A 24381-nucleotide genomic window follows, 5' to 3' on the forward strand; every position below is an offset into this window, starting at 1 on the left:
TCATGAACAGATATATAATGGTAGTTCTGTACATTGTGGTTATGGCGAATATTAGTGGCCAGAATCCGGCGTACAGAACCAATGATACATTGTTAATCGATGAGGTAAGGATTTCAGCATTTCAGCCTGTAAGCGACAGGTTGATGCTGAATTTCTACAAGACTTCACAATTTTCGTCTATTGATGATATAACGGCACGGCTTGGAGGTGTCTCTCTCATCCGGCGGGGAGCATATGCTATGGAACCTTTGATTCATGGTATGGGAGCAGGCCGGATAAACGTTACCATTGATGGGATGCACATGTTCGGCGCCTGCACCGATAAAATGGATCCGGTAACATCGTATATTGAGCCGGTTAATTTGTCCTCAATTCAGGTTTTATCCGGGTCAGAGGGTAACCGGATGGGCAGTACAGTTGGTGGTTCACTCAATTTAATTACGGAAGAACCTGTTCCGGGCGCGGGAGAATCATTCGGTGCAGAAGGCGGCCTTTCATATTCTGAAAATTCGGGAGGAATTGATGGGAACCTGGCATTCTATCTGAATCAGGACCGGTGGGCACTCTTGTTCAGCACCACCACAAGGAATCATTCCGAATATCGTGACGGAAACGGAAAAACAGTACCTTTTTCACAGTTTTCAAAAAAAAATCTGCATGGGGCATTGGCGTATCAGCTTACAGATAAGCAACTGCTGCGGGCAGATGTAATCTATGATGATGCCCGAAATGTAGGATATCCGGCGCTTCCAATGGATGTGTCGCAGGCTACAGGTCAGATTTACAGCCTGGATTACAAATTAGCTAATACAGGTAAGCTGGATTTGTTAAAAGTCAAGCTTTACGGGAATTCGGTATATCATCAGATGGATGATTCTCAGCGCGATTCGGTATTTTACCTGGAGACGGGCGATACCGTGGTAATGCGGATGGATATGCCCGGGTGGAGCAAAACGTTTGGTGCATATGCTGAAGCGGATTACCGGCTCGGTTCCAAGGGCCACTTATTTGTAAAGCTGGATAATTACCTGAATATGGCCAGGGCCGATATGACCATGCATATGCGTAATTTCAGTTCGCCTGGTGAACCACCCATGTATGTGGAAACCTGGCCGGATATGCAGCGTTATGTATCGGGAGCATATGTCAGTTATACGCATGATTTAGGCGATAAGCTGGAACTGTTTGCTGATGCCCGTTTGGATTACAGTTCAACCTCGGTGACATCATTAGCGGGACAAAGACAATTCACTGTATTCGGTTATGACATTTCACAACCGGATTCCAGACTTGTAAAGGGAGGAAATATTAATCTGAAACTAAGACAGGATAAGCATTGGATACTCTATGCCGGAGGTGGTTACAGTGAACGTATTCCCGATATAACAGAACTGTACGGATTTTATCTGTTCAATGCTTACGATGGATATGATTACATTGGAAATCCTGAACTGAAAAATGAATCGGCATTTGATGCCATACTAAAGCTGAGTTATACCGCAGATAAATTTAAACTGAAAGGGGAGGCCGGTTTGCATTTTATTCAAAACTATATCATGGGAATAACTAATTCATCCATCCCCAAAATGAACCTTTATGCCAGTGGTACAAGAATGTATCAGAACATTGACGGAGCACTGATATCCGGTAATTCACTATATATGCAGTGGCTTCCTGCAAAATTCTTTGGCATTGTATCAACATTCAGGTATACTTATGGCAGGTTGTCATCGGGTGAACCGGTGCCATTGATCGAACCTTTTAAAAACTACACCACTTTTTATGTACAGAAGGATCAGTTTTCATTTCAGGCAGAAAATGAGTTGGCAGCAGCGCAGAACCGGATCAATGCTGCATATGGTGAGACTAAATCACCAGGGTATGATTTGATAAATCTACGTCTGTTATACGAAACTTACCTGCAACTGACGGAGGTAGAGCTTGGTGCCGGAGTGAATAATTTGTTAAACAAAACGTACAAAACACATCTGGACTGGGGAAATGTGTACCGGCCGGGAAGATCATTCTATGTGAGTCTTCGGATCAAAATATGATTAAAAACATAACAATTATGTAATACGATTGATATTGTATATTAAAATTAATTGCATGATATTTAAAGTTCAGTTACAATCACAAAATGAATACTATTGAACCCCGTATTTTGTGTAGTTTTGAACATCAGAATTAGAATGAAGATATGCATGGTGATTGCGGACAACAGCATGTTTCCAGCTGCTGATATTATTCATGTTTATTGCTTAAACTAATTCCGTTTCATAACTGTTGAATGTACAATCAGACAGGAATTTATATTTTAAACTAAACAAATAAAACATGAAGCACTTTAACAAATTATTTTTGGTAGTAGCCTTATTTGTCACAATGGGCTTACACGCACAAAATCTTTTAGTCAATGGTGATTTTGAATCGTGGGTGGATGACAATACTCCTACCGGTTGGACGCATGTGGAAGGGATTACAAAAGAGGCAGATACAGACAGTGTACACGGTGGATCTTTTTCTGCAAAGCATTCTGCAACGGGTTCAACAACGGATCTGGGACAGTTAATCACAGGAATTACTCCTGGGAAAAGTTATACACTAACGGTATGGTATAAAGTTGATATAAATACTGGTGACGGAACTGATGCCAGAATCTGGTCTAAATGGTCAAAGGATGGTGTAAATGACAATGCTACAGATGCAGATGTATTACAAGGTCCCGATGGCGGTTATTTTGATAATAATGGCGGTGTATGGAGTACATATTCAACAACCGTTATTGCCCCGGCAACAGCTAATGAGTTTTATTTTGAAGTTAGGGTTTATGGAACGGCTGTTGTTTATTGGGATGATTTTTCCTTTGTTGAAATTGCAAATGGTGCACCTTCAATTTCGAATATTACCTTATCTCCAGCACAAGATATTACAGCATCAGATGCGGTTACGGTAAGTGCAACAATAACGGATGATGGGGAACTGGATCTGACAAAAACCGGTCTTTTGTGGGGGACTGCTTCAGGTCAGACTATTAATCCGGTATTTATGACCAATGGTGGATCGGGTGATGTATTTACTGGTACTATTCCTGCCCAGACAGCTGGTTCGACAATTTATTTTGTTGTTGGAGCACAAGATACAGAGGGTGAGATTTCTGCATCAACAGAAATGATGTACAAAGTTTATCCATTTACAGGTTCTCTTCCTTTTACTGAAGAGTTTAATTCAGACTTAGGCGGTTTTTATACGTACAGCGTTTCCGGCGATACTAAAAAATGGTATTATACAAATGGTTATGCGGCAGCTAACGGTTATAACTCAGGTGATGAAGAAATAGATTATCTGATCACACCCGGATTCGATCTCACCGGTACTTCAGATGAGGTTATTTCGTACAAAACATGGCGTAAGTACGGTGTTGAAAGCGATGCAGATAATTTCCTGAAGTTATATTATTCAACTGATTATGCCGGCTTAGGTGATCCGTCAACCGCAAGCTGGACAGAAGTTACAGGTGCAACATTCCCTTCACTTGCAGAATCAGAAACATGGACTAAAACGGAAGATGTGGATGTTTCTATGGCAGATGGCAACAATGTACATTTTGCATTTGTATATAAATATCAGGCAGGTAATTACGTGAGCTGGGAAGTTGACAGCGTGGTGATTAAAGAAAATCCGGATAATGCCATTCAGGGATTGACCTCGTCAGTTGGTGTCGCTTCGTATGCAAAGGATAATCTGAAGATCTTCTCCGATGCCTCTTATGATATTGCTGTTTACAGCTTATCAGGAATGAAAGTTAAAGAATTCCGTAATGTAAGTCGTCAGGTAAATGTAACAGATCTTACCAAAGGTGTATACATGGTTACATTGGAAGATGCAAATGGTGCAAGGGCTGTACGGAAATTTATTAAGGAATAATGTGTAATAACTTTTTACAATATAAAAAGACTCCGGTATTCCGGGGTCTTTTTTGTTTTAGGTTATGAGAGTGCGACTTAAAGCTGTTCGCTTACTTAACCGTAACTAAAATCTGCTGACTTACCTTTTCAGAAAGTGTGATGTTGTTCTGCTCATTATAACTAATGGTTATACTTCTGTCAAATGCTTCTATCGAATCAATTGATATTTCCGTTCCCAGTGAAAGTTGTTTTGAATTTAACAACATCAGAAATTCTGATGAATCGTTTAACATGGCAGAAATGATAACGATTTGTCCGGCTTTGCATTCGGAGAGAGGTACAAATGCAGGATGGATCATATTCCCGTTTTTATCAGGAATAGGAGATCCATGAGGATCGGTTTTGGGTGCCCCCAGCATTTCATCCATTTTATCAAAAAATACCGGAGAATCTATGTGTTCCACCTGTTCGGCTATGGCATGCACTTCTTCCCATCCAAATCCCATAACCGTTGTGAGAAACATTTCTGTAAGACGGTGTTTACGCAGGATAAGAGCTGCACTTCTTCTGCCTTTTGGTGTCAGCGATAATGGTTTATACTTTTCATAATTAACCAATCCCTGATTTTTTAGATTTTTTACCATGCTGTTGGCCGTGGGCAGTTTCACGTTTAAGTCGTGACTCAGATCTGATAATGAAACACTTTCCTTTTCACCTGATAAGGCTAAAAGAGTTTTCAGATAGTTTTCTTCCGTATGAGATGCCATTATTAATATGTTTGATAAAACTATAAACAATATTAAAATAAAATTGTTAGAATAGTCTAATAATAAAGTAAGAAAATAAAAACATTCATATATGAAATCTGAGTCATTAAGTGAGGTGCATTCAACCGTAAGAACCGATAAAAAAGGTTGGCGGAAGATTCTTGCATTTATTGGACCCGCTTATCTGGTAAGTGTGGGTTATATGGATCCCGGTAACTGGGCCACCGATATTGCAGGTGGTTCCGCCTTTGGTTACAAGTTGATATGGGTCCTACTAATGTCGAACCTGATTGCAGTTTTGTTGCAGTCATTGAGTGCACGACTGGGCATTGTTCGCGGAATGGACCTTGCCCAGGCCTCTAAGAACGCTTATCCCAAATGGGCCAATATACCATTGTATATTCTGGCCGAAATAGCCATTGCAGCCTGCGATCTGGCTGAAATTGTGGGGATGGCGATCGGGTTGAACCTCTTGTTTGGTCTTCCGTTGATCTGGGGGATCAGTATCACGGCTTTTGACACATTGATTTTATTGTTTTTACTGAACAAAGGCATACGATCGATGGAGGCGTTTATCGTATCACTTGTATTCATCATCGGGTTATCTTTTTTGGTTGAAATGTTTATTGTTTCGCCTGTTTACGGTGATGTTGTAAAGGGATTTGTTCCTTCAAACCTTAATGGCAGCGCTCTCTATATTGCCATCGGAATTATTGGTGCCACTGTAATGCCACATAATCTGTACCTGCATTCATCTCTGGTTCAAACCCGTAAATTTGACAGAAATAAAACGGGCATGAAAAGTGCCATTAAAATGAACCTGTTTGATACAACCATTGCATTAAACCTGGCATTTTTTGTGAATGCGGCGATCCTGGTTTTGGCAGCAGCAGCTTTTCATTACAACGGATTCTTCAAGGTAGCGGAAATTCAGGATGCATCAAAGCTGCTGGATAATCTGTTTGGTAAGGCGGCGCCAACATTCTTTGCTATTGCACTGATTGCAGCCGGGCAGAGCTCTACCATTACGGGTACTCTCGCCGGACAAATTGTGATGGAGGGGCACCTTAACCTGAGGATCAGACCATGGTTACGGCGTTTGATCACTCGTCTGCTGGCCATCATCCCGGCCTTGTTTACAATAATTTATTTTGGAGATGAAGCTCTCGGAAGTCTTTTGGTATTGAGCCAGGTAGTATTGAGCCTTCAGCTTGGATTTGCTGTGATTCCGCTGATTCATTTTACCTCGGATAAGAAACAGATGAAAGGGTTTGCACTGAAATGGTGGGTGAAGGTACTGGCATGGCTCAGTGCTTCTGTGATTGTTTATCTGAACATTAAACTTGTTAAGGATGAAATAGCAGGCTGGATCAAAGAGTCTCAAAATCCGGTTTGGATCTACGTGATAGTAATTCCTTTGGCAGTGGCAAGCCTGGTTTTACTGTTCTATATTTTTATTCATCCGTTTTTTAAATCAGTTCCTAAACGCAGGCGCCAGCTACCTCATGGACGGGCACTGGAATTTGCTGAAGCTGAGGATATCAATTACAGGCATATTGGTATTGCCCTTGATTTTTCCGGAAGTGATATGAAACTGATAAAAAATGCTGTATATCAGGGAGGGAAAGATGCCACTTATACCTTTATTCATGTTGTGGAAAGTGCGGCAGCGCGTTATCTTGGTAAGAACACCATGGATTACGAAACACAGCTGGATAATGAGAGCCTGGTGCGGTATCAGAACAGTTTAAAGGAAAACGGCTATAAAGCAAAGTTGCAGATCGGTTTTGGTAATGCGGCAGTTGAGATTTCCAGGATCATTGAAGACAAGGATATTGACCTGCTGATTATGGGTGCTCATGGTCATAAAGGGATCAAAGACCTGGTATTCGGAACCACGGTGGATGCCGTGCGTCACAGGATTAAAATCCCTCTATTTATAATAAACTGATATATCCGTTTAAAATCATTAAAATTTATCATTCAAATCAATGAATTTCATAACTTTAGATCACTTGTAATAAAAGATTCAATCCCGCTGAAACAGACAGAAATTGAACTTAAAACGATTTGAATGCAAACAATTTTAGGAGCTGGCGGCGCCATTGGTGTTGAGCTGGCAAAAGCACTTTTAAAGTACACCAAAGATATCAGGTTGGTCAACCGGCATCCGGAAAAGGTAAATCCGACGGATACCCTGATGACTGCAGATCTTCTGGATCCGGATCAGCTTAAAAAAGCAGTGAAAGGATCAGAAATTGTATATGTTACGGTTGGGTTCCCTTATAATGCAAAAGTGTGGCAGGAAACCTGGCCACCATTTATGAAAAACGTAATTGAAGCCTGCATTGAAGAGAAAGCTAAGCTGGTATTTTTTGATAATATTTACATGTATGATCCGAAATTTCTGGATGGGATGACAGAGGAGACACCCATGAATCCCGTCAGTGAAAAAGGAAAGGTGAGGGAGAAACTTGTGAGGATGATCATGGAAAATGTGGCCACCGGAAAACTGACCGCTTTAATTGCCCGCTCAGCTGATTTTTACGGACCGGGAATCGATAATACCAGTATGTTGAACGAGATGGTGATAAAGCCACTTAGCAAGGGGAAACGGGCCAACTGGATGGCTTCGGTGAATTACAAACATTCATTTACATATACACCCGATGCCGGAAGGGCAACAGCCTTGTTAGGCAATACACCGGATGCATTTAACCAGGTGTGGCATTTGCCTACAGCAGGGAATCCGCCAACAGGAAAAGAATGGATTGAGATGATAGCCGGTGAATTCGGAGCAAAATCAAAATATCAGGTGGCAAGTCGCGTTATCCTTAAAATGATGGGCTGGTTCATGCCAGTCATGAAAGAAATGCCGGAAATGATGTATCAGTATGATCGCAATTATGTGTTTAACAGCGACAAATTTGAGAAGCGGTTTAAAGTAATGCCAACACCCTATAGCTTTGGCATAGAGGCGGTTGTAAATACGGACTACTGATAAAATTACCTTTGCCTGATTAAGCCGGGAAAAACAAATACAAGATTTAATGCCAGGAGCATTGTGCCGATGGTGATAAACATGGTCGGGTATCCATAACCGTCTATAAGCCATCCGCATAATGGACCAATGAGGACAAATAATATTCTGATAACCAGGCTGCGAATGGAAAATATGGTGGCCCTGTCACCTGACGACGCATGCACATTGATATAATTTTTTAATACCGGTGTAGCAACTCCTCTTACCATGTAAAACAGAACCAGAACCGCAATGGCAACATAGTTATTCAGTATGCCGGTAAGAAGAAAGCCTACCGGTATGAAGAAAAGAATCCAAAGCTGCAATGATTTATTATCTACCTTTCGGGAAAGGTAATAGGCCAGTGCGGCAAACAGCGCAACAATCAGGTTGAGTACAGCCGTGGATGTACCGATTAATCCGTATGAAAAATGTAAACCTTCGTCCAGGTAAAGCTGTACAATCCATGCCATTGTCAGCGTTCCCAGTCCGGTGAACGAGGAGAACAGAATACTGTTTCGCAACCTGGGATGGGAAATTGATGACTTCAGAATGCGTATTATATCCATAAAGCCTCGTTTGATATCGGATTGATGCTCAAATTTTGGTTCAACCAGAAGGAAAGCAGCAGGTACGGCAATAAACGCAATACCGGTTTGGATAAAGAACGGATAGCGAATGCTGATATCGGCAATAATACCACCCAGAATAGCTGATCCCGCCTCCGCAAAATTCCCGATAGCCGTCGTCCGTCCGTCAAATAATGTAAATTTCTTTTCCCGTCCTGTGGCCAGCAACGTATCGTACATCAGGGCACTGTCGGCACCTGAGATAAAGCTTTGACCAATTCCGAGGGTAAGTTCTGCTGCCAGGAAAAACCAAAACCCGTTTCCTAAGCTGTAAAACAGAAAACCTAGTGTACCGCAAATGGCTCCGATAATGAGTGTCAGGCGCTTTCCAAGCACATCGGCAAAATAGCCGCTGGGAAGTTCTAACAGAACAATAGCCACAGAATAAATGGCTTTGAGTTTGAATGCCTGTTCGGTGCTCAGTCCGGTATCTTTAAAGTACAGCATAAGAATAGGCTGCGTCAGCATAAACCATTTTGACACCTTTATGAGGTACAGGTTGATGATATTGTTCTGTATGTTTCGCATCCGGCTGCAAAAATAAGAAAGATGCCCGAAAGCATATGTTAACTGTAATATATGTTTTGCTGCTGGCGGTTTAAAGTTTTATTTTTGTTGATCCCAAATTAAAATAAAAGATTATGAGTTATTTGATTAAACCCGAAGGGTACAAACCCCTTTTAAATCTGAAAGATACTGAAACTGCCATTCAGCGTATAAAGGATTTTTTTCAGTTGAACCTGGCTGCTGAGCTGGGCCTCCGGAGAGTAACCGCGCCTTTATTTGTTAAGCGGGGAACCGGAATCAATGATGACCTGAATGGTATTGAACGGCCTGTCGCTTTTCCCATCAAAGACATGGATGAAACTGTGGCCGAAGTAGTGCACTCCCTTGCTAAGTGGAAACGGCTGATGCTTGGAGAACTGGATATTGAACAGGGATATGGTATTTATACCGATATGAACGCTGTTCGGCCTGATGAAGAACTGGGAAACCTGCACTCTTTGTATGTAGATCAGTGGGACTGGGAAAGAGTGATGTCGTCTGAAGAGAGAACATTGGATTTTCTGAAATATATTGTACGAAAAATATATGCCGTTATTAAGCGCACAGAGACTTTCGTTTACCAGGAGTATGCCCATATAAAACCGGTTTTGCCCGAAGAAATACATTTTGTGCATACGGAGGAACTCCAACAGAAATATCCTGATCTGACACCAAAACAGCGTGAAGATAAGATCGTGCGGGAGCATGGTGCAGTATTTGTTATCGGCATCGGATCAAAACTTGAAGACGGTGAAAAACACGATGGCCGTGCACCGGATTATGATGACTGGAGTACTGAAACCGGCGCCGGTTTTAAAGGTCTGAACGGTGATATTCTGGTGTGGAATACAGTGCTGGGACGTGCATTTGAGCTGTCTTCCATGGGAATCCGTGTGGATAAAACCGCGCTTTTACGGCAACTGGAAATTGAAGATCAGAATGATCGTAAATCGTTGTTTTTCCATCAGCAACTCTTAAATGATAAACTGCCACTTTCGGTTGGAGGCGGTATAGGGCAGAGTCGCCTTTGTATGTTTTACCTGCGAAAAGCGCATGTAGGAGAGATTCAATCCAGCATCTGGCCGGATGATATGATCAGGGAATGCGCAGAAGCCAATATCCCGTTAATTTAAGGGACTAAAGCATAGAGTTTTGAGGGCAGTGGAATTTCTACTGCCTTTTTTATGCTTCTTTAATTTGATGATGTAAATCCTAGCCAATTTTTTCTGCCTGTTTTAGATGAACCCTATCAATTCATATACTGTTCCTATTAGAAACATTGCTATATGAAAACCTATATTGCATTGCTGAGAGGCGTAAATGTAACCGGCCATAATAAAATAAAAATGGCTGATTTAAAAGTTGCATTCGAAAAAAGCGGGTTTAAGGATGTAACCACATATATTCAAAGCGGGAATGTGATTTTCAAAAGCAGTGATAAACCGGTAAATACGCTGGAAGATGATATACATAATCTGATTCAAAAGAACTTTAGCCTGGATGTTGAAACCATGGTACTGTTGCCTGAAGATCTCAAAAATGCAGTTGAGGAATCGCCGTATAAGCCAGGTGCAGAAATAGATGAAAATCGCATTTATTTTATGTTTTTAAAGTCAAAGCCCCAACAGGATGCCATACAAAAACTGTCAGAAGTTCCTTTAAAGGATGAATATTATGTTCTTAAGGAACGTTTGTTATCCGCCCATCTGCCCAACGGTTTTGGAAAGGCAAAACTCACAACTACTTTCATTGAAAGTAAGTTAAAAGTAGCAGCAACAGCGCGCAACTGGAAAACAGTAAATAAACTGTTGTTACTGGCCGGTTCTGATACGTAACCCAAATGGGTAATACATAAAAGAAGTTGAACAACTAAACCATATGATGTATTAACTGTTTGTTTGGGGTAGACTTTACTTACATGGCTGAAAAAGGAAATAACAAAATTATCGCCTTACTCTTCACCGGTGTTTTAATGGGCGCACTGGACATTTCTATTGTAGGACCGGCATTACCGGCCATTCAATCCACCATAGCGATTCAATCGAGGCTTTTAGGCTGGGTATTTTCCATTTACGTATTGTTTAATCTCACTGGTATCTCATTTTTTGCAAAGTTATCAGATAACTATGGAAGACGGAATATTTATGTGTTATCGTTGCTGATATTTGCGTTGGGATCGCTGATTGTATCGCTTTCTGATAATTTTACAGTTTTAATCGTAGGACGTGCGGTGCAGGGCTTCGGAGCAAGCGGAATCTTTCCTGTAGCCTCCGCTGTGGTTGGCGACCTTTTCCCGGTTGAGAAAAGGGGCAGGATTTTAGGATTGTTAGGGGCTGTATTCGGATTCGCATTTATCATAGGTCCTATCCTGGCAGGAACGTTGTTAAAGTTTTTCTCGTGGCACGCCTTGTTCCTGATTAATATCCCGATAGCGGCTGTTTTGGTGTTTTACAGTATAAAACTGTTACCTAATATAAGAACTTCCAAAGACAGTAAAATTGATTATCCGGGCATTATACTGATGGCGCTGATGCTGGGCAGTTTTGCTTACGCGGTGAATAATCTGGAAAGTGAAGGTTTGTTGGCCAGCCTGAAACAATGGAAGGTGTTTCCTTTTTTGATTGGTTCCGTGGTATTCCTGGTATTGTTGTTTTTAACAGAGCATAATAAGCCTAATGCCGTGGTTAAAACACACCTGTTTAAAAACCGGCAGATCCGGATTGTAGGTCTGATCGCTATCGTAAGTGGTGCGATGCAATCGGTATTTGTGTTTATTCCGGATTTTACCGTAAAGGTCTTCGGTGTTAATTCATCTCAGGCTAGTTTTATGCTGGTTCCCATTGTTCTCGCATCTGCTGTAGGTTCTCCTTTGTTTGGACGTTTGATAGATAAGATCGGATCCAAATGGGTCATTCTGTTGGGACTGGCACTGTCCGCCGGAGGATTTTACATTTTGTACGCATTCAAACCTGAACGAACCATATTTTATACAGCTGGCGCTCTTATTGGTTTAGGGCTTTCCATTCTGGCGGGGAGTTCACTGCGTTATATTATGTTGAACGAAGTTGGTAAAACAGACCGGGCCATTACACAGGGTATGTTGTCCATCTTTACCAGCCTTGGGCAACTGACCGGAGCCGCCATCATTGGTGCAATGATCGCTTCCGTTGGTGAAATCGGTTTTAACCGTTCATTTTATTACCTGGCATTACTGATTATTGTTGCATTGGTCTTTGCCTTAAGATTGAAGAACCACAAAAAAGAATTGGCTACCAAAGCCGAAGAATAGATTGAAAATGAACGATTAATAATGAATAATGAATAATAATTTTTCATTCTTCACTGTTCACTCTTCATTTTTCATTCTTCACTGTTCATTTAATAACTTATAAAACTCTTAACCTGTAACCCGTAACTTTTAACCTAACTCATCTGTCCAGCCATTTTCTGAATTCCGGTGATTTGGCGAAGCTGACATAGGTATCGCTATCCAGTTCTATGTTCAGATCAAGTTTGATACGACTTTTCGACATGACGTGAATGGTTTTTATGGCATCAAAATGGAGCAGTGTTTGCCGGTTGATCCTGAAGTAATGATCGGGATTTACCATTTTTTCTATGTTGTCCAGTGAAAAGTCCACCGGGTAATTCTTGCCTTCAAAAGTTGTCAGAAAGGTGTTTTTTTCAAGGGTGTGAAAGCAGGCTATTTGTTTGGTTTCAACCGTAACAAGTTTATTGCCGATATTAATGATAAAGCGTGACTTAAAGCTGCTTTTCTGTTTTTCAATAAAACTCACAATTTCCTCTACTTTAAATGTCTGTGGTGTGCCTTTGAAGCGCATAAATTTTTCATAGGCGGCTGCCAGATCTGTTTTTTTTATGGGTTTCAGCAGATAGTCGACACTGTTCAGCTGAAATGCTTTAAGGGCGTATTCATCGTATGCTGTAGTGAAAATGATAAAACTATCGGTCTCAATAGTTCTGAAAATATCGAAACTCAGCCCGTCGCCCAATTGAATATCGAGTAAGATAAGGTCAGGATGTTGATGTTGGTTCAGCCAATGAACAGTGCCTGAAACCGAATCTGTGAATCCTGCAATCTCAGCATCCGGGTCAATTTCCCGTAGGAGGGTTGATATTCGGTTTGCTGCCGGTTTTTCGTCTTCAACTATTAATATCCTGTTCATGATTTGACAATTAAAAGCGGAACCTTAACGCTGAATTGTTTTTTCGTTTGCTCTATAATAACCTCTTTGGTTGTAAAATACCTGTAGCGTTCAGTTATATTGCGAAGTCCCTGACCCGTTGAGGTGACAGTGCTTCTGTACTGCAGATTGTTGGTCACCACAATATAGTTATCATTCGTGAAAATGCGAATTTCAAGTGGATTTTCAGAAGAGATAATATTGTGTTTAATACAGTTTTCATACAGCATTTGCAGCACCAGCGGAGGAATGGAGTAGTGGTAAAACGCAGCATCTATCTGCAAATCGGTATGCAGGTTTTCACCGAACCGGGATTGCTGCAAATCAGCATATTTCCTGAGAATTTCAATTTCTTCCCGAACCAGAACAAGTTCCTTATCGCGGCTGCTGAGGATATATCTTAGAAAATCGGAGAGATTGCTGATATAATCTGTGGCCTGTTCATTTTCTGATACCATGTTCGCCAGACTGTTCAGACTGTTGAACAGAAAATGCGGATTAATTTGTGTTTTAAGAGTTTCATATCTGGCCTCTATGCTATCCTTTTCAAGTCTTACGGAACGCGAAAAATTATATTTCCATTGCTGATAAAAAAACACGGATTCATGGATGGCTGTGATAAAAAAGGTAATGAGTAGTGTAATGGCTATATCGCTGCCTAGATTTTTGTATTCAGGTGATATGAGACCTCTTTGTTTACCAATCCACAAGACGAAAATGCCAAAAAGAACAGTATAGGACGTAATAAGTATTATTTCAATGATTAATCGTTTAAAAGGATGATGTTCCCATGGAATTTTTGCCCACAGATAACTGATAATGACCGTACAACCCAGCCATATTCCCGACGTCATAATGATGCTGTGAATGATGTTTGATCCCAGGTTAGCATTATTCCCGTTATCTATAAACAGAAAGTAAACCAATGCCAGGATTAGGCTGACTCCGGGAATCAGGATAGCGGTAGTCCTAATATACCTTCTTCTGTTGTACATGAATTTATCCATATCGCTTAAAATTGTATTCTGTACAGAAACATCGGATAGAAGCCCTGCTGATACACTTCGTATATCTCATTCTTATCCGCATCAAAACCCTGCATAAAGATACTCTGATATCCTGAAACATTCTGCAAATCGATGGCCCATTCCTGGCTTGTTTTTTTACCGTTCAGTTTGATCCCAAATCGTACATCGGTTCTGAAGTAGTCGTCGAACTTGTTTTCCCACGCATTATTCCAGTTGTAAACCGTTTCATGTTCTGCGATGGATTGAGTAAGACCTATGGGAATATACCGGCGTCCTCCCGCCAGAACCGTTTTCAAATCAACGGTGACCATTACTTTTTCACTCAGCTTTCGTTCATAGCCTCCCAGCAGGTTGAACACATAATTGCCGTTGAATGCCGTATTTCGCCATACATTGTCGGCAGCTTTGTATTTTGAATCAAAAATGGATGTGGTAAAGAGCACATAATATCCCTTACTCAAGAATTTTTCCAGGGTAAGTTCTATCCCGTAATTGCGACCAAGTCCATTGTTTACAAGATTGTCTTCCGTGGGGAGTGCAAAAAAATCACCTGCATTGACCAGTGAAAACTGCGCTTCGTATGGATTCTGCGGATTATCCTTAATCGGAATATGGAACAGATGCTGATAATACATTTCGGCTTTGATTCGGAAATTATTGCTTAGCATATTGTTATATCCCAAAACAACATGATCCGCTTTTGAAAATTTTACATCGTGGTTAGTCTGCGTATACGTGTTTGTTGATGAGTGGTACGTCTGTGCAAAATAGATGCTTTTAGGTTGAATCTGACTGTGCCGGCCATATCCCAGCGTAAATGTCTGTCCGTGATTTGCCCTGTATCGCAGACTGGCTCTTGGTTCAACCGATGATTCTCCGTTCAGGTCAAAATACTGACTATAAAGCCCCGCATAACCTGTGAGCCTGTTGTTGAAATTGTGTTGCCACTGCGCATAGGCGCGCAACATATTCAAATCATCCCTTGTATCCTGTGTGGTGATAAAATGCCCCTGATTATACGACATGGCACTATCGTTAAAATTCACAAAGTAGTGATCGTATATCACACCAATGCTGTAGTTATTTTTGGTATTGATCTTTTGTTTGAACTCAGTTGTTGCTGATGCTTTAGCCTCATACAACGTGCCCCTGTATTGCGGTATCGTTGTATTGGTAGCATGCTGTATGGAATCGAATTTGGTAGTGGATTCAAGATACTGGTATGAAACCGTGGACAGAAACCGGCTGTTCTCATTGATAAAATACGTATGGTTTAAACCGATAAATCCGAGTTTTGAACCGAAATCAGTAGCAGTTCCGCGCGGATTATAGTTATTGGCAGTTGTGTCAGTCTCTTCACGGCCCAGGTCAATGAAGCTGTCGCCCCAAAGTCCGATAAGCTTAAACCGTCCCAGTTTGGTTCCCGGCAGGTCCACAATAAACGTCAGGTCCTTATATTGCGGAATGGCTGATCCGGTTCCGACGCCGAAACCGATAAGATCGAGTACTTCAAGGGTGGAGTAGCGGAAATTGGCAAGATAGGTGGCATTCTGGCCATTTTCTTTTCGTTTAAACGGTCCTTCAGCTCCCAGTTCAAATCCGTTAAACCCAATCTGCCCGGTGTATTCGTGTTCAAGATTATTACCCGACCGCATATTCAGGTCAAATACGCCTGAAAGCACATTACCGAATTCAGCCGGAAAGGCACCGGTGAGGAAATCGGAGTTGGTCAGAAGGTTATTGTTGAGCATGCTTACCGGACCGCCCGTTGTACCCAAAGCACCAAAATGGTTTGGGTTTGGTATTTCCATATTTTCCAGGCGCCACTGTACACCTGTTGGTGAATTTCCACGAATGATGATGTCGTTACGTGAGTCGTTTTGTGTCATTACACCGGCATAGTTGGCAACCATTCGGGCCGGATCACCCAGACTGCCGGCAAAACGTTCGGTTTCCTCTACCGAGAATGACCGGGAACTGATCATCGCCATTTCATTCAGTGCTTCTTCTTTTTTAGTAAAGGATTTAACGGTCACCTCGTTGATGCTTGTTACTTTTTCTGTCAGCTTGATTTCCAGAAAAGTCTCCTTGGCACTGCTAAGCAGAAGGTTGTTGACGGTGCGGGATTCATATCCGATGAACGAAATACGGATGGACTGACGTCCAACGGGAACATCCGGAATGTTAAAGTAGCCATTGGCATCAGTTGTGGTTCCGACAACAGGTTCTGTTCCGATAAGAATTACATTGGCTCCCGGAATGGGATACCCTGTGACTTCGTCGATAACCTTGCCCCTGATATTCTGGGTCAGTTCGCTGGCATGTATGGAGAGTGTAAATGTGAGGATCATCAATAACGAAAAAATTCTGCGTATCATTTCTGTCAATATTAAGTTATGATCCAAAAATAGGGTGGAAGATTTCTTTCGGAAATAATAAATCGACGAACGTGGAAATTCTGGGGATGAATATATTTTTTATTCCGGTCTTTGGTTACCGATTCATTGAAAGGTCATAAAAGGTATATGTTAGTTTAAAAAAGTTTAAATGAGCCGGTTTTTGCTAACATTACCGGTTTTATAATTGTTGAACGCTGTGAACCATATGTAAATCATGGTCTTATGCTTTACAGAATTTTGAATACTTCCTCACGTTTTGTTATTCTGATCCGTCTGATGGTTGGTTCTGTATTTTTATCAGAAGGTATACAGAAGTTTTTATTTCCTGCCTTGCGTGGCGCCGGACGTTTTGCCAAAATGGGATTTCCTTCCCCTGAATTCTTCGCCTCATTTGTAGGTGTATTCGAAATAGTATGCGGATTTCTGATGCTTATCGGGCTCTTGTCACGGCTGGCAGCCCTGATCATGCTTATCAATATATCAGTGGCTATTATTGTGACTAAAATTCCGATTGGATTTGGAGAGTGTTTTGGTCCCTTTATTTTGCGCGATTTGAAAACCTACGGGTTCTGGAGCATGGCACACGAGATACGTACAGATTTTAGCATGTGGCTTGGTTCCTTATTCCTGCTTATTAAAGGAGGTGGGCGCTGGTCATTTGATTATGTGTGGATAAAGAAAATGGAACGAAATAAAAATTAATGATATGAAGACGAAACAGCTTAATATTCAGCAGGATAATCCCCGCAGAAATTTTATTAAAAGAGGTTCATTACTTGTTCTGGGATCAGCCGTAATTAGAATGGCCGGTACAAATGCCAGTGCGCAAATGAAGGATGTGGATGATGAGGAGGAGGAAAAAGAAGTATCTGCCAATGAGGACCTGATGCGGGAACACGGTTTGTTGCAACGCATGATGATTATTTACGATACTGCAGTCATCCGGATGGGTAAGGATGAATATTTTAATCCGGTTTTTGTGAATCAAACGGCTGACATTATCCGGAATTTTGTGGAAGACTATCATGAAAAGCTGGAGGAGGATTATCTTTTTCCCCGTTTGAGAAAGGCAAACAAAGAGACGGAACTTGTTGAGGTTTTATTGAAGCAGCACAGGGGAGGCAGAGATGTGACCGAAAAAATTCTGAAACTGACTCAGCCTGGTCAGGATCTGAAAAAGGATGACAAGCAGGAAGTCATTGCATTAATGACGATGTTCAATCGCATGTACCGGCCGCATGAAGCCCGGGAAGATACCGTATTGTTTCCGGCTTTCAAATCTGTGATTTCAGCACATGAGTACGGTGCGCTGGGTGAGGAATTTGAAAAAATAGAACATCAGAAATTTGGTGGTGATGGCTTTGATATGATGGTGGATAAAGTATCAGAAATAGAAAGAACCATCGGTATTTACGATCTGGATCAGTTTACACCGCATGTATAAACAAGGACAGACCTTCTAATGAGCATCTGGGTTTAGTTATACTTTCAAAATATTACAAGTTTCCCAAAGGTGCTGTAATTTTCAACATATGTACTATTCTTACATTCGGGGATTCGTATATTTGTATCATACGTATAAACCCGAAATTTTTAATCATGCTTATTAACCGATCATTCTTGTGTAGTTCTGTAAAAAGATACCAATCAGTTCTTGCTGTTCTTGTTTTTCTTATCTCTTTTGTTTCATGTATGAACCGGCCAAAATCTGCTTCTGATAGTCAGCAGGCAGGACTGGAAAAAGTGTTATATATCCCGGAAAAGGTGTACGGCATACCGGATAGCAATGATTATGAAAACCCCGAAAGTGACTTCTGCTTTCAGCATATGGTTCAGTCAGAAAATGTTGCGATATTCTGGCATAAGGAATATGGTGATGATCCTATGGCTAATCAGGATACTACCCGGAGGTTTGATGCGCAGTTTGCCTTAAAAGAATGTGAGCGGTTTTACGATTACTATGTTAATGAGCTTAAAATGGTTGAGAAAGGCCATTCTGTAACAGACACCTTTAAATTGCTTGTATATGTTATCGGTGGCGATGGCGGAACAGCATTTGGTGGAGGCGAAGAGGATAAGATCGGTATATTATGGACACCGGCAGTCCGCATCAATAAGGCGCCTTACGGTGCACTGGCTCATGAAATGGGACATTGTTTTCAGTATCTTAGCCGGGCGGAATCAGGAAAAGGACCGCGGGGAGCCATCATGGAGATGTCGGCACAGTATATGTTGTGGCATGTTTATCCGGAATGGATGACCTTTGAAAACTACCATCTGAAGGATTTCATGAAAGGGACGCATTATGCTTTTCTACACCCACAGAATATGTATCACTCACCGTATGTGCTGGAGTACTGGTCGGAAAAACACGGGAAGGAATTTTTCGGCGAGCTGTGCCGGAATACAGAAAAGGGAGAAGATCCGGTGATGACCTATAAACGCTTGAATGAGCTGACACAGGAACAGTTTAACGATGAAATATTTGATGCTTCACGACGCTTTATTACCTGGGATCTTCAGCGTGTGAAAAAGGTGGCCCATCAATATGCCAATCAGCATTTTACGAAGCTGGTAGACGACGGAGATGGCTGGTTCAGGATCGATTCAGCCAATTGTCCGCAGAATTATGGTTATAACGGCATAAAGTTGAATGTGCCTGAAGCCGGAACAAAGGTTGAACTGGTTTTTGAAGGTATGGCAGGAACCAGTGGATACAGCAGCGTAAAACCGGAGCTGGCCGGCTGGCGTTACGGATTTCTGGCTTCCCTGGAAAACGGGAAACGGGTTTACGGGGATATGGGCCAAACGGCTTCAGGTAAGCTGACGTTTAAGGTTCCCAAACATACAGAATATCTCTGGCTGGTGGTAAGTGGTGCACCAACAGAACACTGGCCGCTACCCATGCGCTGGGGGCGCCAGAAGGATGAGACGCCGGATGCACAGTGGCCTTATAAAATTAAACTGAATGGTACTGATCCCGACAAAGGAATGATTTTGTAAGACATAAGACACAAGACATAAGACAAATAGGTTCACGCAGACCCGCTATTGCGGGACGCAGATTAAAACGCAGGGTTACACAGAAAAAACAAATAACTGATTTTGTAATTCTTTTTATCTGTTGTGCAATAAATTTTATTAATACGGATTCAAAAGAAAACTTCTGCGAAAATCAGCGTGAAACATCAGCGAAAATCTGCGGGAAATAAAGCAGGTTCACGCAGACCCGCTATCGCGGGACGCAGATTAAAACGCTGGGTTACGCAGAAAAAATAACTTTTAAGGATATTAGATTTCCCCTCTTTGTGCCGGTGCCAATCGGTGGAGAGAGGGACGGTTAGAATGCGTAATCTGGTTGTGCAAGATGAGATGTGTCAACGTAAAGAAGCTCTTAAGATATCTGTCAATCTTTAAATATTTAAGTTCAGATTACTATATTTACACTTTGAACAATATTTACAATTGTGATATTATCAGTGGCGGTTGAAAAAAAATACCTCTGTAAATGATTTCTTATGATAAGATTAAATTTTTTACCCAATGATTATTCTTAAGCTGAAGAAAGGATTAATTCCAGATGTTGTGTGGATCCTGATTTTTTTATATAGCCTGAATTCTTATAGCCAGGATTTAAAAAAAAGACATACTACCTGTGCTAATTATGTTGAAGAATTTTACGTGTTAAAGGAAGATAAAAGTGTAAAACAAGGTGAATATGTGAAATATTTTGTTGATGCGATAGATCGTAGAATACCTGTTGAATATGGGTTTTATGAAAAGAACCAGAAAATCGGAAAATGGTTTAGTTTTTACAACAATGGAGATATTAGGACGCTGGGATACTATGAAAATGGATTAAAGCAAGGTTTGTGGAAAGAGTTTTATAATTCTGATACTTCCAAAGTTCAGCTTTTTGAGAATATAATTTTTCCGCATAGTAGTTTAAAGATAACTGCGGGGCAAATAGATGTTGATTTGGATGATGCGAAATTGTCAGCTTATGGGGTTTTTAATGCCGGTAAGAAATTCGGATCCTGGTATTATTATACTTTTGATGGAAATTTAGTACATAAATACAACCATTCAACCCATCAGCTGATTAATAGATCAGAAAAAAATTATAGTATTAACGAGTGCCCGTATCTGGGAGGCTTTGAACGGTTTGCCAATGAGTTTTTTTATGAAGGTTCACAGATTGAGTATAAAAACTTTCCAGGAGATACTTATGCATTATATGAAATAAAAGCTTCTGATGATTCAATTTTTACAACAATAATAGATTTGAAGGGAAGTAAAAAAATAGGTTCAAGGGTTAATACTATTCTGGAATTAATACCCAATGACTGGATATTTTCTGAAAAACCTGTTTTTATCACTTTAAGTTTTCTATCTGAAACAAAAGGGTACACGTATCAATTTATTTTTAATGAAAAATTAGAAGAATAATTCTCCATTTCTCCTATCCTTCTCTTCCAAACTTTCTCCGGTAAATCAACGGCGTTAATCCTGTTATCTGTTTAAATTTGCGGTTAAAGTATGAGATGTTATTAAAGCCACTTTCCAGGGCAATGTTCCCAAAGGAATCGTGGCTGCCGGAGATCATTCGACCGGCATACTCCACGCGGATTTCATTCAGAAAATTTGAAAAGGTTTTTCCGGTACGGTTTTTAAAATAGCGGCAAAAGGCATTGGGTGTCATGTTGGCTATGGAGGAGATCTTATCCAGGGAGATTTCCTGAGTGAAATTACCCGACAGATAATTAAATACCACATTTATGCGTTCGTGGTCACTGTCACGGGAAGGAACATCAAAACGGACAGACGATAAAATTTCCAGGTGGTCAGACTGAGCAAACAGATCCAGGATCTCCATCAAAGCCTGAAACCGTTGAAATCCGTTCATATCTTTTGTGGTAAAAATCAGTTGCGCCACCTTCTCTTTGTCATCTCCTGAAAGTTTTACACCCATTGAGGCGATATCCAGCAGCCGCTTAATGTGCGCCATCTCCGGAATTTCAAAAAACTGCTGACCAAAAGTTTCGTCCTTTAAAAAGATGGATATTCCAAAGGAAGTCTTTCCGTTTGTTCCTTCGTAGTAGGCTTTATCCGATTTAAAAACATGAGGTACATTTTTTCCGATAAAGTATACATCTCCGGCAGTGAAACGTTCCACATGGTTCCCGATAAAGCAGGTGCCTTCACCTTTTACAATATAAGTAATCTGGTGCTCAGGGTGATAGTGAATTGTATCATAAAAATAAGGTTGCTTATCCAGTTGCACTCTGAATGAATTTGTGCTTGTTTTTGGAATGATAAACCGGACTGCTTTCATGACCTTAATTACCTTTAATAATTGATGTAATACAAAAATAGGATAAAATAGTTCAAAAACAGGATAATAATTATCAATATTCATCTTTAATCCCTTCGTAATTTTGAACCAGAATAAATAACAAAAATTCTTTTCGATATGAAACCAACATGGACCGGTGTATATCCGGCAATTACAACCAAGTTTAAAGAGAACGGAGAGCTGGATATCCCGGCATTTCTTAAAAACATCGATTATCAGGTAGAATCCGGAGTTTCCGGCATTATTGTGGGTGGTTCACTGGGAGAATCCAGTACCTTAAGTGCAGCGGAAAAACTGAAGCTTGTAGAGGTCCTGCAGCCTTATCGTAAGAAAGTACCGGTTATTATGAATATTGCCGAGTCAAGTACAGTCAGGGCCATAGAAGCTGCCAGACTTGCTGAAGAGGGCGGAGCAGACGGATTGATGTTGCTTCCTCCGCTTTTATACAAGGCTGATGCAGAGGAAACCGTGGCTTATTTCAGGGAAGTGGCTGAATCCACATCGCTCCCCATCCTTTTATACAATAATCCGGTGGATTATAAAATTGAGATAACCATTCCGATGTTTGAGCAGTTGAAAGATGTTCCGAATATAGAAGCCGTAAAGGAGTCAACACGCGATGTGACCAATGTGGTTCGCATGCGCAACGCCTTCGGTTCACGCTTTAAAATTATGGGTGGAGTTGATACGCTGTGCCTGGAGACATTAGTGCTGGGAGCTGATGGCCTGGTGGCCGGTTTGGTCTGTGCCTTTCCCAGGGAAACAGTTGTTTTATTCGAACTGGCAAAAGCCGGTAAGTTTAATGAAGCAGTCAAATTATACCATTGGTTTATGCCGCTTCTGGAGTTGGATATTCATCCTAAGCTGGTTCAGTATATCAAGTTGGCTGAAGTTTATACCGGTATCGGAACCGAATACGTAAGACCACCACGCCAGATGATCTCCGGTTCTGAACGGGAAAAGATTGTTGGAATTATTGAACAGGCGTTGAAAAACAAACCAAAATTTTAAGATGCAGACATTAAAAGATATCATAAATTCAAAACTTGAGAAGGCGACAGCAGCAATTCCGGTATACCGTGCGCTGTCGGGAAGACAAAGGGCTGATTTTTTGAGGTCAGTAAGTGACGAAATTAATAAACTGGGGGATAAACTTGTTGAGACAGTGATGCAGGAATCCTTTCTTCCGGAAGGTCGTGTCCGTGGTGAGATGGGCCGAACGACCGGACAACTGAATAAGTTTGCTGATCTGCTTGATGAAGGCTCATGGCTTGAAGCCACCATTGACGTGGGTGATCCAAAGCGTGAACCACTTCCTAAACCGGATCTCCGGAAAATGATGGTTCCACTCGGTCCCGTCGTGGTTTTTGGTGCCGGGAACTTTCCTTTGGCTTTTTCTGTGGCCGGAGGGGATACCGCATCGGCCCTGGCCGGTGGAAATCCTGTTGTGGTAAAAGGCCATCCGGCGCATCCCCTTACAGGTGAACTGGTGGCCGGAGCCATTAGCACAGCAGTTGAGAAGGCCGGATTACCTGAAGGAGTGTTTGGTTTTATTCAGGATGCTTCCTATGAGTCGGGACAGTTGCTGGTGCAGCATCCCATGACCAAAGCGGTTGGTTTTACCGGTTCACAAAAAGGGGGAAGAGCTTTGTATAATCTGGCTGCACAGCGCGATGAACCTATTCCTGTATTTGCAGAGATGGGAAGTGTGAATCCTGTGGTCATCCTTAAAGATGCATTACAGCATAACTATGAAACCATAGCAGCAAAGCTTGTAGCTTCAGTGAATCAGAATGCGGGTCAGTTTTGTACCAATCCGGGATTGATTATTACAACACGCACTGACGGATTCAATGCCTTTATTGAACAGGTTTCATCACAGGTGAAGACTGCCTCTGGCGCAAAAATGTTCAGTGACAGTGTATTACGGAATTACAGGCTCAATGCAGATAAAATGTTTACACACTCTGAGGTAAAACTGATAGAGCGTGGTGCAGATGAGGCGGATCAGGATGTGGTAATGCCGGTACTGGCGATGGTCAGTGGTTCTGATTTTATGGCTAAGCCAACGCTGCATGAAGAAGTCTTTGGGCCGTTCAGCCTGATTGTGGCCTGTGATACTGACGCAGAGTTTTCAGAAGTACTCCAGTCACTTGAAGGCCAGCTTACAGCAACGGTCCATGCGACGGAAGAAGAGCTTGCTCAACGGAAGGATGTGGTGGAAGTCTTGTTGCAAAAATGCGGCAGACTGTTGCTGAACGGTGTTCCAACCGGAGTTGAGGTCTGTGCAGCGATGCAGCATGGCGGACCATATCCGGCCAGTACGGATGCCCGTTTTACTTCGGTTGGTGTATCGGCTGTTAAGCGCTTCGTCCGCCCTGTCAGTTACCAGGATTTTCCGGATGCATTGCTGCCGGATGAACTGAAAAACGGCAATCCGCTGAATATCATGCGGGTAGTGAACAATGTTTGGACAAAAGATAAAATATAACTCCCTCTGTAAAAAGGTTAAAAGCCTCCC

The 24381-nt window shown here is 41.6% G+C and carries 19 protein-coding genes; 13 read left to right on the forward strand and 6 right to left on the reverse strand.

Annotated elements, in window-relative coordinates; all coding sequences use genetic code 11:
* The first annotated feature begins 2 nt into the window (after window positions 1-2).
* Together ACE1ET_RS00085 and ACE1ET_RS00090 are read left to right on the forward strand one after the other, a co-directional pair.
* Window positions 3-2054, forward strand: a complete 2052-nt coding sequence (locus ACE1ET_RS00085) for a TonB-dependent receptor plug domain-containing protein (RefSeq protein WP_375726309.1) — start codon at window positions 3-5, stop codon at window positions 2052-2054.
* Window positions 2055-2337: 283 nt separating this feature from the next.
* Entirely contained in the window at window positions 2338-3927 is a 1590-nt protein-coding gene (locus ACE1ET_RS00090; protein WP_375726310.1) for a choice-of-anchor J domain-containing protein, read from the forward strand.
* Window positions 3928-4018: 91 nt separating this feature from the next.
* Here the strand turns inward: ACE1ET_RS00090 and ACE1ET_RS00095 are convergent, their stop codons facing one another.
* Window positions 4019-4675, reverse strand: coding sequence for a metal-dependent transcriptional regulator (locus tag ACE1ET_RS00095; RefSeq protein WP_375726311.1), 657 nt, complete (start codon window positions 4673-4675; stop codon window positions 4019-4021).
* Window positions 4676-4766: 91 nt separating this feature from the next.
* Here ACE1ET_RS00095 and ACE1ET_RS00100 point away from each other — a divergent pair, with 91 nt between their 5' ends.
* Both ACE1ET_RS00100 and ACE1ET_RS00105 read left to right on the forward strand, forming a co-directional pair.
* Complete coding sequence (locus ACE1ET_RS00100; protein WP_375726312.1) at window positions 4767-6626, forward strand: Nramp family divalent metal transporter; 1860 nt, start codon at window positions 4767-4769, stop codon at window positions 6624-6626.
* A 123-nt stretch (window positions 6627-6749) separates the two neighbouring features.
* Window positions 6750-7676: an NAD(P)H-binding protein gene (locus ACE1ET_RS00105; protein ID WP_375726313.1), complete on the forward strand. Its 927-nt coding sequence runs from the start codon at window positions 6750-6752 to the stop codon at window positions 7674-7676.
* Window positions 7677-7681: 5 nt separating this feature from the next.
* Here ACE1ET_RS00105 and ACE1ET_RS00110 read toward each other — a convergent pair whose 3' ends face one another.
* Window positions 7682-8854, reverse strand: coding sequence for an MFS transporter (locus tag ACE1ET_RS00110; RefSeq protein ID WP_375726314.1), 1173 nt, complete (start codon window positions 8852-8854; stop codon window positions 7682-7684).
* A 113-nt stretch (window positions 8855-8967) separates the two neighbouring features.
* On the opposite strand from ACE1ET_RS00110, the gene asnA reads away from it, so the two are divergent.
* The 3 genes from asnA to ACE1ET_RS00125 all read left to right on the forward strand — a co-directional run bounded on the left by asnA (window position 8968) and on the right by ACE1ET_RS00125 (window position 12161).
* The gene (gene asnA / locus ACE1ET_RS00115) at window positions 8968-10005 is read left to right on the forward strand and encodes an aspartate--ammonia ligase (RefSeq protein WP_375726315.1); all 1038 of its coding nucleotides are present in this window, start codon (window positions 8968-8970) and stop codon (window positions 10003-10005) included.
* Window positions 10006-10158: 153 nt separating this feature from the next.
* Window positions 10159-10707: a DUF1697 domain-containing protein gene (locus ACE1ET_RS00120; protein ID WP_375726316.1), complete on the forward strand. Its 549-nt coding sequence runs from the start codon at window positions 10159-10161 to the stop codon at window positions 10705-10707.
* Window positions 10708-10790: 83 nt separating this feature from the next.
* On the forward strand, window positions 10791-12161 hold the full coding sequence (locus ACE1ET_RS00125) for an MFS transporter (protein ID WP_375726317.1): 1371 nt from the start codon (window positions 10791-10793) through the stop codon (window positions 12159-12161).
* A gap of 139 nt (window positions 12162-12300) precedes the next feature.
* Here the strand turns inward: ACE1ET_RS00125 and ACE1ET_RS00130 are convergent, their stop codons facing one another.
* Genes ACE1ET_RS00130 through ACE1ET_RS00140 form a run of 3 tightly spaced genes read right to left on the reverse strand, consistent with a single transcriptional unit; the run spans window position 12301 to window position 16483 of the window.
* Entirely contained in the window at window positions 12301-13059 is a 759-nt protein-coding gene (locus ACE1ET_RS00130) for a LytR/AlgR family response regulator transcription factor (RefSeq protein WP_375726318.1), read from the reverse strand.
* Complete coding sequence (locus ACE1ET_RS00135; protein ID WP_375726319.1) at window positions 13056-14084, reverse strand: sensor histidine kinase; 1029 nt, start codon at window positions 14082-14084, stop codon at window positions 13056-13058. Before ACE1ET_RS00135 ends, ACE1ET_RS00130 begins: the two co-directional genes overlap by 4 nt.
* A 5-nt stretch (window positions 14085-14089) precedes the next feature.
* Complete coding sequence (locus ACE1ET_RS00140; protein ID WP_375726320.1) at window positions 14090-16483, reverse strand: TonB-dependent receptor; 2394 nt, start codon at window positions 16481-16483, stop codon at window positions 14090-14092.
* Window positions 16484-16726: 243 nt separating this feature from the next.
* Here ACE1ET_RS00140 and ACE1ET_RS00145 point away from each other — a divergent pair, with 243 nt between their 5' ends.
* The 4 genes from ACE1ET_RS00145 to ACE1ET_RS00160 all read left to right on the forward strand — a co-directional run bounded on the left by ACE1ET_RS00145 (window position 16727) and on the right by ACE1ET_RS00160 (window position 20953).
* Window positions 16727-17206, forward strand: coding sequence for a DoxX family protein (locus ACE1ET_RS00145; RefSeq protein WP_375726321.1), 480 nt, complete (start codon window positions 16727-16729; stop codon window positions 17204-17206).
* 4 nt (window positions 17207-17210) lie between these two features.
* Window positions 17211-17948, forward strand: coding sequence for a hemerythrin domain-containing protein (locus tag ACE1ET_RS00150; RefSeq protein ID WP_375726322.1), 738 nt, complete (start codon window positions 17211-17213; stop codon window positions 17946-17948).
* Between the two features lie 155 nt (window positions 17949-18103).
* Window positions 18104-19507: a DUF6055 domain-containing protein gene (locus tag ACE1ET_RS00155; protein ID WP_375726323.1), complete on the forward strand. Its 1404-nt coding sequence runs from the start codon at window positions 18104-18106 to the stop codon at window positions 19505-19507.
* A 540-nt stretch (window positions 19508-20047) separates the two neighbouring features.
* Complete coding sequence (locus ACE1ET_RS00160) at window positions 20048-20953, forward strand: toxin-antitoxin system YwqK family antitoxin (protein ID WP_375726324.1); 906 nt, start codon at window positions 20048-20050, stop codon at window positions 20951-20953.
* Between the two features lie 13 nt (window positions 20954-20966).
* Here ACE1ET_RS00160 and ACE1ET_RS00165 read toward each other — a convergent pair whose 3' ends face one another.
* The gene (locus tag ACE1ET_RS00165; RefSeq protein ID WP_375726325.1) at window positions 20967-21923 is read right to left on the reverse strand and encodes an AraC family transcriptional regulator; all 957 of its coding nucleotides are present in this window, start codon (window positions 21921-21923) and stop codon (window positions 20967-20969) included.
* A gap of 54 nt (window positions 21924-21977) precedes the next feature.
* Here ACE1ET_RS00165 and ACE1ET_RS00170 point away from each other — a divergent pair, with 54 nt between their 5' ends.
* Together ACE1ET_RS00170 and ACE1ET_RS00175 are read left to right on the forward strand one after the other, a co-directional pair.
* The gene (locus ACE1ET_RS00170; RefSeq protein WP_375726326.1) at window positions 21978-22871 is read left to right on the forward strand and encodes a dihydrodipicolinate synthase family protein; all 894 of its coding nucleotides are present in this window, start codon (window positions 21978-21980) and stop codon (window positions 22869-22871) included.
* Between the two features lies 1 nt (window position 22872).
* Complete coding sequence (locus ACE1ET_RS00175) at window positions 22873-24351, forward strand: aldehyde dehydrogenase (NADP(+)) (RefSeq protein ID WP_375726327.1); 1479 nt, start codon at window positions 22873-22875, stop codon at window positions 24349-24351.
* The last annotated feature ends 30 nt before the right edge of the window (window positions 24352-24381 follow it).

It is taken from the genome of Quyinboa mangrovi (genome assembly GCF_042219825.1).
Classification (GTDB): Bacteria; Bacteroidota; Bacteroidia; order Bacteroidales; family UBA5342; genus JBHJHP01.

Bases quoted from the DNA above. Each gene is read 5' to 3' on its own strand.
- asnA (WP_375726315.1), top strand. From the start codon at position 8,968: ATGAGTTATTTGATTAAACCCGAAGGGTACAAACCCCTTTTAAATCTG.
- ACE1ET_RS00140 (WP_375726320.1), bottom strand. From the start codon at position 16,483: ATGATACGCAGAATTTTTTCGTTATTGATGATCCTCACATTTACACTC.
- ACE1ET_RS00155 (WP_375726323.1), top strand. From the start codon at position 18,104: ATGCTTATTAACCGATCATTCTTGTGTAGTTCTGTAAAAAGATACCAA.
- ACE1ET_RS00085 (WP_375726309.1), top strand. From the start codon at position 3: ATGAACAGATATATAATGGTAGTTCTGTACATTGTGGTTATGGCGAAT.
- ACE1ET_RS00145 (WP_375726321.1), top strand. From the start codon at position 16,727: ATGCTTTACAGAATTTTGAATACTTCCTCACGTTTTGTTATTCTGATC.
- ACE1ET_RS00105 (WP_375726313.1), top strand. From the start codon at position 6,750: ATGCAAACAATTTTAGGAGCTGGCGGCGCCATTGGTGTTGAGCTGGCA.
- ACE1ET_RS00110 (WP_375726314.1), bottom strand. From the start codon at position 8,854: ATGCGAAACATACAGAACAATATCATCAACCTGTACCTCATAAAGGTG.
- ACE1ET_RS00125 (WP_375726317.1), top strand. From the start codon at position 10,791: ATGGCTGAAAAAGGAAATAACAAAATTATCGCCTTACTCTTCACCGGT.
- ACE1ET_RS00135 (WP_375726319.1), bottom strand. From the start codon at position 14,084: ATGGATAAATTCATGTACAACAGAAGAAGGTATATTAGGACTACCGCT.
- ACE1ET_RS00090 (WP_375726310.1), top strand. From the start codon at position 2,338: ATGAAGCACTTTAACAAATTATTTTTGGTAGTAGCCTTATTTGTCACA.
- ACE1ET_RS00120 (WP_375726316.1), top strand. From the start codon at position 10,159: ATGAAAACCTATATTGCATTGCTGAGAGGCGTAAATGTAACCGGCCAT.
- ACE1ET_RS00165 (WP_375726325.1), bottom strand. From the start codon at position 21,923: ATGAATATTGATAATTATTATCCTGTTTTTGAACTATTTTATCCTATT.
- ACE1ET_RS00175 (WP_375726327.1), top strand. From the start codon at position 22,873: ATGCAGACATTAAAAGATATCATAAATTCAAAACTTGAGAAGGCGACA.
- ACE1ET_RS00150 (WP_375726322.1), top strand. From the start codon at position 17,211: ATGAAGACGAAACAGCTTAATATTCAGCAGGATAATCCCCGCAGAAAT.
- ACE1ET_RS00170 (WP_375726326.1), top strand. From the start codon at position 21,978: ATGAAACCAACATGGACCGGTGTATATCCGGCAATTACAACCAAGTTT.
- ACE1ET_RS00100 (WP_375726312.1), top strand. From the start codon at position 4,767: ATGAAATCTGAGTCATTAAGTGAGGTGCATTCAACCGTAAGAACCGAT.
- ACE1ET_RS00095 (WP_375726311.1), bottom strand. From the start codon at position 4,675: ATGGCATCTCATACGGAAGAAAACTATCTGAAAACTCTTTTAGCCTTA.
- ACE1ET_RS00160 (WP_375726324.1), top strand. From the start codon at position 20,048: ATGATTATTCTTAAGCTGAAGAAAGGATTAATTCCAGATGTTGTGTGG.
- ACE1ET_RS00130 (WP_375726318.1), bottom strand. From the start codon at position 13,059: ATGAACAGGATATTAATAGTTGAAGACGAAAAACCGGCAGCAAACCGA.